Genomic DNA, 9,702 nt, shown 5'->3' with positions numbered 1-9,702 from the left:
GGCCTCGGCAGATCGCTCTCCTCGCGGCGGAGCGCCGGATGGAAGCTCGCCGTGTCCACGCCCCGGCTCCAGTGACAGACATTGCCGAAGCCGCGCTGGCGGAGTTCGCCGATGAGGCTCGGCGTCGCCGCCATCACCGCGGAGCCGGCGCCGTGGAAGCGCCTGATCCAGCGATAGACCGCCCGCTCCGTCCAGGCGCGGGGAAAGGGCAGCCGCGCGGCGACATATTCCGGGAAGCGCGTATGGAAGGAGGTGGTGAAGGCATGCCCCTGGCTCCGCGCCCAGCGCCGGGCGGCGAGGCCCAGCGGGCCTTCCGTCGCGATATGCAGGGCGTCGGGCGCGAAATCGGCGAGCATGCGGCGAAGGCCCGCACCCGGCATCAGGGCCAGGCGGATCTCCGGGTAGAAGGGACAAGGCAGGGTGCGGAAGCGGTCCGGCCCGAAAACCTCCACCGCGATGCCACGCGCCGACAGCTCGGCCACGATCTGGCTGAGGCTGCGCACCACCCCGTTGACCTGCGGATGCCAGGCGTCGGAGACGATGGCAACGCGGCGGGGCCAGTCGGTCATGCGGGCAGCGGCGCGGCCAGATCAGGCTCGCTCTCGGACAGCACCTCCTCCTCCCGTTGCTTTGCCGTGCGGCGGGTAGGGGTCGCGGCCGTGCTGAGCCGCAGCACGCTCGGCCAGTCGATCAGTTCGAAACGCCCATCATGGTGCTCGACAAGCGCGGTGCAGCTCTCCACCCAATCGCCCGTGTTGTAGTAGCGGGTCTCGCCGATCAGGCGCATCTCGGCATGGTGGATATGACCGCAGATGACGCCGTCCATCTCGCGCGAGCGCGCCTCCTGGGCCAAGGCCACCTCGAAACTGTCGATGAACTTCACCGCCTCCTTCACCTGGCGCTTCAGCCAGGCGGACAGCGACCAGTAGGGATAGCCGAAATGGCGGCGCCCCCAGTTGAACCAGCGATTGGCGACAAGGGCGAGGGTATAGGCATGGTCGCCGAGATGGGCGAGGAATTTGGCGTAGCGCACCACGCTATCGAAGGCGTCGCCATGGATCACCAGCAGGCGCTTGCCATCCGCGGTCTCATGCACCGCCTCCTCGGCGAGGCGCACGCCGGCGATTTCGAGCCCAAGCGGCAGCCAGGCCCGCATCATCTCGTCATGATTGCCGGGGATATAGATGACCTCTGCGCCATGCTTGGCGTGGCGCAGGATGGTGCGGAGGACGGCATCATGGTGCTGATCCCAGAACCAGGAGCGGCGCAGGCGCCAGCCGTCGATGATGTCACCGACAAGGTAGAGGCGCTCGCAGGTCGCGTCGGCCAGGAAGTCGTTCAGCATTTCGGCATTGCTGCCCTTGGTGCCAAGATGCACGTCCGAAATGAAGATCGAGCGATAAAGCGGTGCCTTCGCGGTTTGCGAGGCGGTTCGTCGCGGGCGGGGAGCGTAGGGCACGTCGTTCATGGGCGCGACTCGCGTTGCGAATGTCCGATCGCGCAATCGACTAATTGCTTGGCTGCCCGCACCCTAGTGACACTTGGATGAACCACTCAAAACGTCACAATTGCTGCCCATATCTGCTGGAAATAACCCCGGGCGGGGAGACTTCGCCTGTTACCTTTCGGAATTCCCCAGCGTATGGATTCCGGACATGAAGAGGATTATCCTTCGCCGATGGCCGACCGCCGCTTTCTCTTCATCGAACCGGGCGCCTGGGTACGCCATCCGGCCTGTCCGGAATGGGGGATCGGCCAGGTGCAGTCGGTCGTGGCCGACCGCATCACGGTGAATTTCGAGGATGCCGGCAAGCGGCTGATCAATGCCCGCCTCGTTTCGCTCGAACTGGTGGATGAGTAATGACCAGCGTTGCTCCGCTCGTCGACCCTTTCGGCCGCACGATTTCTTATCTCCGCATCTCGGTGACGGACCGCTGCGACCTTCGTTGCGTCTATTGCATGCAGGAGCAGATGACCTTCCTCCCGCGCGAGGAATTATTGAGCTTCGAGGAGTTGGAGCGGCTCGGCCGCCTCTTCATCCGCCTCGGCACGCGCAAGCTGCGCATCACGGGTGGCGAGCCTCTGGTGCGGCGGGACGTGATGCGGCTGATCGAGACTCTCGGGTCCGAGATCGCGCCGGGGGGCCTGGAGGAGCTGGTGCTGACGACCAACGGCAGCCAGCTGGCCCGCCATGCCGCGGGGCTTTACGCGGCGGGCGTCCGGCGCATCAATGTCAGCCTCGATACGCTCGACGCTGAGCGCTTCCGCACCATCACGAGGGGCGGCAGGCTGGACCAGACGCTGGCCGGTATCGCCGCCGCCAAGGCGGCTGGGCTCCGGATCAAGATCAACACCGTGGCGCTGAAGGGAACGAACGAGGACGCGTTCGACGATCTGCTCCTCTGGTGTGGGCGCGAGGGCTTCGACCTCTGCCTGATCGAGACGATGCCATTGGGCGAGACCGGGGAAAACCGCTTCGACCGCTACCTGCCTCTCTCCACCGTCCGCCAGCGACTGCAGTCGCATTGGACCTTGCGGCGAGACGCGGAACCCGAGACGGGCGGCGTGGCGCCCGGCCCGGCGCGCTACTGGCGGGTCGCCGAGACCGGCGGGCGCATCGGCTTCATCACGCCGCTGACCGACCATTTCTGCGATGCCTGCAACCGCGTTCGTCTGACCTGCACGGGCACGCTGTTCCTATGCCTCGGGCAGGAGGACCAAGCCGATCTTCGCACGCCGCTCCGCGCGGGTGCGTCAGATCAGGAGATGGAGGCGATCCTGCGCGAGGCGATCGCTCGCAAGCCACGGAAGCATGATTTCATGATCACCGAGGCGCCGCCCACAACGCAGATCGCCCGCCATATGAGCATGACGGGCGGCTGATCGGCTCGGTTCGGAGGCAGAACCCCGGCCGCAGGCCGGGGTGGCAAGGCTGCGTTAGGCGCTCTTGCGGGCGGCAGCACGCACCACGCGGCGCTTCAGAACCTTCGCCTCGGGCGAAAGCTTCGTGGCCGGGGTGTTGAGCAAGAAAGCGTCGATGCCGCCATTGTGCTCGATCGTGCGCAGGCCGCGCGCGGTGACACGCAGGCTGACCGGAGCGCCGAGGATATCGGACATCACGGACGCGTCCTGGATATTGGGCAGGAAGCGGCGGCGGGTCCTGTTATTGGCGTGGCTGACATTGTTGCCAGACATGACGCCTTTGCCGGTGATCTCGCAGCGACGGGACATAGGAAACCTCGAACACATCAAGTGGGCCAAGCCACGCGCAAGGTTGCGCGGCTTCCCGACGGAGGCGGGCTTATGGCGAAAGCGGGCTGCCACGTCAAGCCGTGCAGCCTGTTTCCGCCTGCCCGCGTGGGAAGGGTCAGGCATGCCCCTGCGCGGGCGGCTGGGAAATGCTCTCCATCTCGCCGGAGGAGACGCTGGCGCGCGCCTGATCCAGCACGGCGAGCACCTCGTCCCGGTCGAGATTCATCGACAGCATGCCGAGCGCACCGCCAAGCAGGGCGGAGGCGACCGAAATCGGGTCGATCTTCTCCTTCAGCATGTATTCGATCGCCTGATCGACGACCGCGCCGGCATGGCGCAGCTCGGGCGATGCCTGATCGAAATCGGACAGATCGGGTCGGTCGGTCGGGCTCATGGTGTCACTTCCTTCGTCGGTAGGGGGGCGGCGGGGCTGGGCTCGTCGAACGCGTCCGCCTCTGCGGACAGCGCGCGTTCGGCTTCCGCACCCTCCTCCTGTTCGGCCTGGGCAGCCCACATACGGGCATAGATGCCGCCGCGGCTGAGCAAATTCCAGTGGCTGCCGCGTTCGGCGACGCGCCCGCCCTCAAGCACGATGATCTCATCCGCGTCGACGACCGTCGAGAGGCGGTGCGCAATCGTCAGCGTAGTGCGGTTTCGCGCGATGGCGCGAAGTGCCGCCTGGATCTCCTGCTCGGTCCGGGTGTCGAGCGCGCTCGTCGCCTCGTCCAGGATGAGAATGGCGGGGTTCTTCAGCAGCGTGCGGGCGATGGCGACCCGCTGCTTCTCACCGCCCGAGAGCTTCAGCCCGCGCTCGCCCACCTTGGTCTCGTAGCCCTGGGGCAGCGCCATGATGAAGTCGTGCAGCTGGGCAAGGCGCGCCGCCTCCTCCACCTCGGACGGCGTCGCCCCTGGCCGGCCATAGGCGATGTTGTAACGGATAGTGTCGTTAAACAGCACGGTATCCTGCGGCACCACGCCGATGGCGGCGCGCAGGCTGTCCTGGGTGATGCCACGGAGGTCCTGCCCGTCGATCGCGATGCGCCCGCCCGCGATATCGTAGAAGCGGAAGAGCAGCCGGGTGATGGTGGACTTGCCCGCGCCCGTCGGGCCGACCACCGCGAGATTGCCGCCGGCGGGGATCGTGAAGCTCACCCCTTTCAGGATTTCGCGGTCCGGATTGTAGCCGAAATGGACATCCTCGAAGGCGAGCGCGGCGGTATGGCCCTGCGGCCGGTAGGGCCGCGCCCCGGGCGCATCCTCGATCTCGGCGCCGACCCGCATGAGGCGGAAGAGATGCTCGGTATCGACCATCCCCTGCTTCACCTCGCGATAGACGAAGCCGAGGAAGTTCAGCGGCGTGTAGAGCTGCATGAGATAGGTATTGGCGAGCACGAAGCGGCCGACCGACATGTGGCCGGCGGCGACTTCCCGCGCCGACAGCAGCATGATGGCGCCGAGCCCCAGCGCGATGATCACCGCCTGCCCGATATTGAGGATGTTGAGCGTGACCTGGGAGCGGACGGCCGCACGCTCGTAGCGCGCCAGCGCCTGGTCGAAGCGGCTGATCTCCAAAGCCTCGTTGCCGAAATATTTCACCGTCTCGTAGTTCAGCAGGCTGTCCACCGCCTTGGTCTGCGCATCGGCGTCCGAATCATTCATCAGCCGGCGATACTTCACCCGGTAGTTGGTGAAGGTGAGCGTGAAGGTGACGTAGAGGCCGACCGCCACCAGCACCACGGCCGCGTAGCGCCAATCGAAGATGCGCCACATGACGGCGATGACCAGCAGCATCTCGAACAGCGTCGGCAGGATGTTGAAGACGGCGAAGCGCAGCACCTGCTCGATGCCCCGCGTGCCCCGGTCGATGGCACGGGAAAGCCCACCGGTATGGCGGTCGAGATGAAAGCGCAGTGACAGCCGGTGCATGTGCTCGAAAGTCTCGAGAGCAATGCGGCGCACCGCGTGCTGCTGCACGGATGCGAAGACCGCGTCTCGCAGTTCAGCGAAGGCGCCCGAGGCGATGCGTAGCAGGCAATAGCCGATAATGAGCGCGAGCGGCACGGTGATCGCCGCAGCGGTGGCACCTCCGCCGATTGCATGGGCGCCCTTCGGCGCAAGAACGTCGACGGCGCGGGAATAGAAGATCGGCACATAGACCGTCGCGACCTTGGCCAGAATCAGAAAGGCGAAGGCCGCGACCACGCGGAAGCGGGCCATGGCGTCGCCTGGCGGCCACAGGTATGGAAGCAGCATCCGAAGAGTCTGGAGGGCGGTATCCTTCTCGTAGGGAGGTGCTGCGGCTGCGCCTTCGCCCAAAGGATTTGATGTCGGGGGAGATGCCATAGCCCGCATGTGGCATCGCCCTCCGCCCCTTGCAAAGGCTTCTTGCTCATGGCTGACCGCGTGACCGAAAAACTCCTTCGGCACATTCATGCCGCGCATAACGCGGCACTTCCCGGGGATCGCCATCCCTTCCGCGTCGGCGGCCATGCCGTCGGCTGGCTGAAGCCCGATTTCGCCGAGGCCCTGGCCGAGATGGCCTCCCTCCCCCGGGACGGCGACGGCCGCGTGACGCTGCCCGCAGACCGGGCGGCCGAACTCCCCGACATCGCCCGTGCCCTGAGCGATGCCAGCTGGTTCCGCTGGCGCGGCGAGGAATTCGACGTGCGGGAAAGTGACGCGGGACCCGCCCTCGCCCGCATCGACCGCGGCGCCGTGCCGTCCTTCGGCATCGTCTCGCACGGCGTCCATTGCAACGGCTTGGTGTGGAAGCCCGACGGGCTTCACCTCTGGGTCGCCCGCCGGGCAGCGGACAAACTTCTCGACCCCGGAAAGCTCGATCATATTGTGGCAGGCGGCGTCTCTGCCGGGATGAGCGCCGAGGAGACGCTGATCAAGGAGTCCGAGGAAGAAGCGGCGGTGCCGCCCGCGCTCGCCGCCGCCGCACGGCACGTCGGCCGCATTCGCTACGACATGGAACGCGCCGAAGGGCTGCGCCGTGATCTCCTCTACTGTTACGATCTTGATTTGCCTGAGGATTTCATGCCCAGCCCCAGCGACGGCGAGGTCGCGGGCTTCGAGCTCTGGCCGATCGAACGGGTTTTCGAGACGGTGCTGGAGACCGACGCCTTCAAGTTCAACGTCAATCTTGTCCTCATCGATCTGTTTTTACGCCAAGGGCTGGTGCGGGATGAGGGTGCAGCCCGCACCCTGCGTCACGTGCTCACGCGAACGTAAGGATTGCGTCTTTCAAAGAGCTTTAAAATCAAAGATCTACACGGTAACACTGGGCAACAATCATTGACTGGCGATTGCCATCCCACAATGCTTTCCTCATCCCTAGGTTAAGGCTGCGGGTTCCGCCCGTGTGTCGGCTTGAGAGTTGAGGATGGAGTTCATGGACGGATTGCCGGGCTACTATACGGAATCGGCGATCCCTGCTGCTTCCCGCACCCTCCGCAACGCGATCGATTGCTGTGGCACAGGGCTGCACAGCGGTCGCGAAACGCGGCTCGTGCTCAAACCCGCCGCTGCCGGAACCGGCATCGTCTTTCGCCGCACCGATCTCTGCATCGACCTGCCCGCCCGCTTCGACCTCGTTACCGACACACGGCTCTGCACCAAGCTCTCGGCCCCGGGCCACCCGGAAGCGACCGTCGGCACCATCGAACACATCATGGCCGCCCTCGCGGCGACTGCGATCGACAATGTCATCATCGAAGTCGATGGACCGGAAATCCCGATTTTTGACGGTTCGGCTGCCCCCTTCCTGTTTTTGATCGACTGCGCCGGCATCGCCGATCTCGGCACGGCTCGGGACATGATCGAGATCCTCCGCCCCGTCTCCGTCACCGATCGTGGCGCGACGGCGACGATCGAGCCCCTGCCCCCCGGTCGCAGCTGGGTTGGGCTTGATCTCTCGGTCTCGATCGATTTCGAGGCCGCTGCCATTGGCCGGCAGAGCTTCGACCTGCGGCTGACCGAGGCAGGGTTCCGGTCCGAACTCGCCTGCTCCCGAACCTTCGCGCTCGCTCAGGAGATCGAGCAGTTGCAGGCGGCGGGGCTCGCCCGCGGCGGTAGCCTCGCCAATGCCGTGGTGGTGGAGGGTGACCGTATCCTCAACCCCGAGGGGTTGCGCATCCCCCGCGAATTCGTCCGCCACAAAGTGCTGGACGCGGTGGGCGACCTGGCTCTTGCCGGGGCGGCGCTGATCGGCCGCTTCAATGGCAGCCGTTCGGGCCACCGCATGAACAACCTGCTGCTTCGCGCGCTCTTCGCCGACCCGACAGCCTTCCGCCATGTGACGGCGGCCGGGCTGCTCGCCCGCTCCTATGGCAGCAGCATGCAGATGCCCGTGGGCATGGCCGCCGCCGCCGCCTGAGCGACCCTTCCATTCCGTAACGCAGCCTACATCGGAAACGACTTCTCAAGCGCGGGTGGCGGTGCCACATCGGAGCCCATGAACCGTCGCACGCTTCTCGGCTGCCTTTCTCTCGTCGCCCTGCCTGTGACCATGCTGGGCTCCCTGCCCGCATCGGCGCAGCTTGCCGCCTCCCGGCCCCATACGCCGCAAGACCAGGCGGATATCGCCCATATCGAAGCCTATCTAAACGGCATCACCAGCATGAAGGCGCGCTTCCTTCAGGTCGATGCCAACGGCAACAGCGTCGGCGGCAATGTCTGGATGCACCGGCCGGGCCGCATGCGGTTCGAATATGATCCGCCGGACAAGATGTTGCTCGTCGCCGGCCACGGGCTGCTGGTCTTCTACGATCCGGCCGTGAAGCAGACGACGAACATCTTCCTGTCCAGCACGCCGCTCGGCCTATTGCTGGAAAACAATCTGAAGCTCTCGGGGAAAGTCACCGTGACCGGCATCGCCCGCGCCAAGGGGCAGATCCAGCTGTCCCTGGTGCGAACCGAAAAGCCTGAGGCCGGCACCATTACGCTGATCTTCGCGACCGATCCGCTGACGCTGCGCAGTTGGATCATCACCGACGCCCAGGGGCGCAAGACCCAGATCAGCCTCTACGACATGACCTATGGCGGGAACTACCCCGATCGGATGTTCACCTTCGTGGGGCCTCAGTTCGAGCACTAAGGCGCAGGCCGCAGAATACGATATTGCACTGCGGCAAAACCCTGTAGGGAAGCCGGCTCGGGCCAAGCTCGGCCTCCCTCCTTCCGGCACAATACGACATGATCCAGATTGACGGCCTCGTCTTCAACGCCTGGGGACGCCGATTCTTCGACCGCGCCACCGTGACCCTGCCGGTCAATGCCAAGGTCGGCCTGGTCGGGCGCAACGGCGTCGGCAAATCGACCCTATTCAAGCTCATCCTCGGCTCCCTGCAGCCCGATGGCGGCGAAATCGCCATCCCGAAGGCAGCGCGCGTCGCCGCCGTGGACCAGGAGCATGCGGCAACCCCGATCTCGCTGATCGACACCATCCTTGCCGCCGATGTCGAACGCGACGCGCTCTATGCCGAGCTGGAGACCGCCGAACCCGAGCGGATGGGCGATATCTACGGCCGCCTCAGCGAGATCGACGCTGACCGTGCCCCCGCGCGAGCCGCGGAAATTCTCGGCGGTCTCGGCTTCTCGACAGATGATCTGGAACGGCCGATGGCCGAATTCTCGGGCGGCTGGCGCATGCGCGTGGCGCTCGCCTCGGCTCTGTTCGCCCAGCCCGACCTGCTGCTGCTCGACGAGCCGACCAATTACCTCGATCTCGAAGGCGCGCTCTGGCTGGAAGCGCGGCTGCAGAAATACCCCTATTCCGCGCTCATCATCAGCCATGACCGCGAGCTACTGAACAACTCGGTGCAGCACATCCTGCATGTGAACGAGGGCAAGCTCGACCTCTATACCGGCGGCTACGATGATTTCGAGCGCATGCGGGCCGAGAAGCTGCGCCTGCAATCGGCCACCCGCGCCAAGCAGGAAGCCGAGCGCGCGCATCTGCAAAGCTTCGTCGACCGCTTCCGGGCCAAGGCCAGCAAGGCGGCGCAGGCGCAGTCCCGCATGAAGCGCCTCGCCAAGCTCGAACCGATCGGCGAGACGATCGAGGAGCGGGTGGCGCCCTTCATGCTGCCCTCGCCCGCGCGCCCGCTGGCGCCGCCGCTGATGCGCCTGGAAGGTGTGGAGGTCGGCTATGGCGAAGATCCGCCGATCCTCAAAGGGCTCAATCTCCGCCTCGATATTGACGACCGGATCGGGCTGCTGGGCGTGAACGGCGCCGGCAAATCGACCTTCGCCAAGATGGCGGCGGGGGCGCTCGCCATCCGTTCCGGCCAAATGCAGCGCGAGGGCCGCATCAAGGTCGGTTGGTTCCACCAGCATCAGATCGAGGCGCTGGACCCCGACGATACCCCTCTGGAGATCGTCCGCCGCGCGCTGCCGGAGATCAGCGAGTCCGCCCGCCGCTCCCGCCTCGCGCAATGGGGCCTG

General features: G+C 65.8%; 11 protein-coding genes. 6 read left to right on the top strand and 5 right to left on the bottom strand.

What is annotated here, in order from left to right:
• Together VL752_RS15810 and VL752_RS15805 are read right to left on the bottom strand one after the other, a co-directional pair.
• Positions 1-569 (bottom strand): glycosyltransferase (locus VL752_RS15810; protein ID WP_325356820.1); only part of this gene is annotated, 569 nt, incomplete at its 3' end.
• The gene (locus tag VL752_RS15805; RefSeq protein WP_325356819.1) at positions 566-1,468 is read right to left on the bottom strand and encodes a UDP-2,3-diacylglucosamine diphosphatase; all 903 of its coding nucleotides are present in this window, start codon (positions 1,466-1,468) and stop codon (positions 566-568) included. The genes VL752_RS15810 and VL752_RS15805, both read right to left, overlap by 4 nt.
• A 210-nt stretch (positions 1,469-1,678) precedes the next feature.
• Between VL752_RS15805 and VL752_RS15800 the strand changes: the two genes are divergently transcribed.
• Both VL752_RS15800 and moaA read left to right on the top strand, forming a co-directional pair.
• Positions 1,679-1,861: a DUF3553 domain-containing protein gene (locus VL752_RS15800; RefSeq protein WP_325356818.1), complete on the top strand. Its 183-nt coding sequence runs from the start codon at positions 1,679-1,681 to the stop codon at positions 1,859-1,861.
• Positions 1,861-2,883, top strand: coding sequence for a GTP 3',8-cyclase MoaA (gene moaA / locus VL752_RS15795; protein WP_325356817.1), 1,023 nt, complete (start codon positions 1,861-1,863; stop codon positions 2,881-2,883). The genes VL752_RS15800 and moaA overlap by 1 nt, the downstream gene beginning before the upstream one ends.
• A 54-nt stretch (positions 2,884-2,937) precedes the next feature.
• Here the strand turns inward: moaA and rpmB are convergent, their stop codons facing one another.
• The 3 genes from rpmB to VL752_RS15780 form a co-directional block, all read right to left on the bottom strand.
• Complete coding sequence (gene rpmB, locus VL752_RS15790) at positions 2,938-3,231, bottom strand: 50S ribosomal protein L28 (RefSeq protein WP_325356816.1); 294 nt, start codon at positions 3,229-3,231, stop codon at positions 2,938-2,940.
• Positions 3,232-3,367: 136 nt separating this feature from the next.
• Positions 3,368-3,646 (bottom strand): hypothetical protein, encoded by a 279-nt coding sequence (locus VL752_RS15785; RefSeq protein WP_325356815.1) that lies wholly within the window; start codon positions 3,644-3,646, stop codon positions 3,368-3,370.
• Complete coding sequence (locus tag VL752_RS15780) at positions 3,643-5,469, bottom strand: ABCB family ABC transporter ATP-binding protein/permease (protein WP_325356814.1); 1,827 nt, start codon at positions 5,467-5,469, stop codon at positions 3,643-3,645. Before VL752_RS15780 ends, VL752_RS15785 begins: the two co-directional genes overlap by 4 nt.
• Before the next feature lie 174 nt (positions 5,470-5,643).
• On the opposite strand from VL752_RS15780, the gene VL752_RS15775 reads away from it, so the two are divergent.
• The 4 genes from VL752_RS15775 to VL752_RS15760 form a co-directional block, all read left to right on the top strand.
• Positions 5,644-6,489, top strand: coding sequence for an NUDIX hydrolase (locus tag VL752_RS15775; protein WP_325356813.1), 846 nt, complete (start codon positions 5,644-5,646; stop codon positions 6,487-6,489).
• 160 nt (positions 6,490-6,649) lie between these two features.
• A complete protein-coding gene (gene lpxC, locus VL752_RS15770) occupies positions 6,650-7,633 on the top strand; it encodes a UDP-3-O-acyl-N-acetylglucosamine deacetylase (RefSeq protein ID WP_325356812.1) in 984 nt (327 codons plus the stop codon).
• A gap of 78 nt (positions 7,634-7,711) precedes the next feature.
• Positions 7,712-8,353, top strand: a complete 642-nt coding sequence (locus tag VL752_RS15765) for a LolA family protein (RefSeq protein WP_325356811.1) — start codon at positions 7,712-7,714, stop codon at positions 8,351-8,353.
• A 98-nt stretch (positions 8,354-8,451) separates the two neighbouring features.
• Positions 8,452-9,702 (top strand): ABC-F family ATP-binding cassette domain-containing protein (locus tag VL752_RS15760; protein ID WP_325356810.1); only part of this gene is annotated, 1,251 nt, incomplete at its 3' end.

Source organism: Acidisoma sp., from assembly GCF_035492295.1.
Taxonomy (GTDB): domain Bacteria; phylum Pseudomonadota; class Alphaproteobacteria; order Acetobacterales; family Acetobacteraceae; genus Acidisoma.
This window is presented reverse-complemented; position numbering and strand designations above follow the sequence as displayed.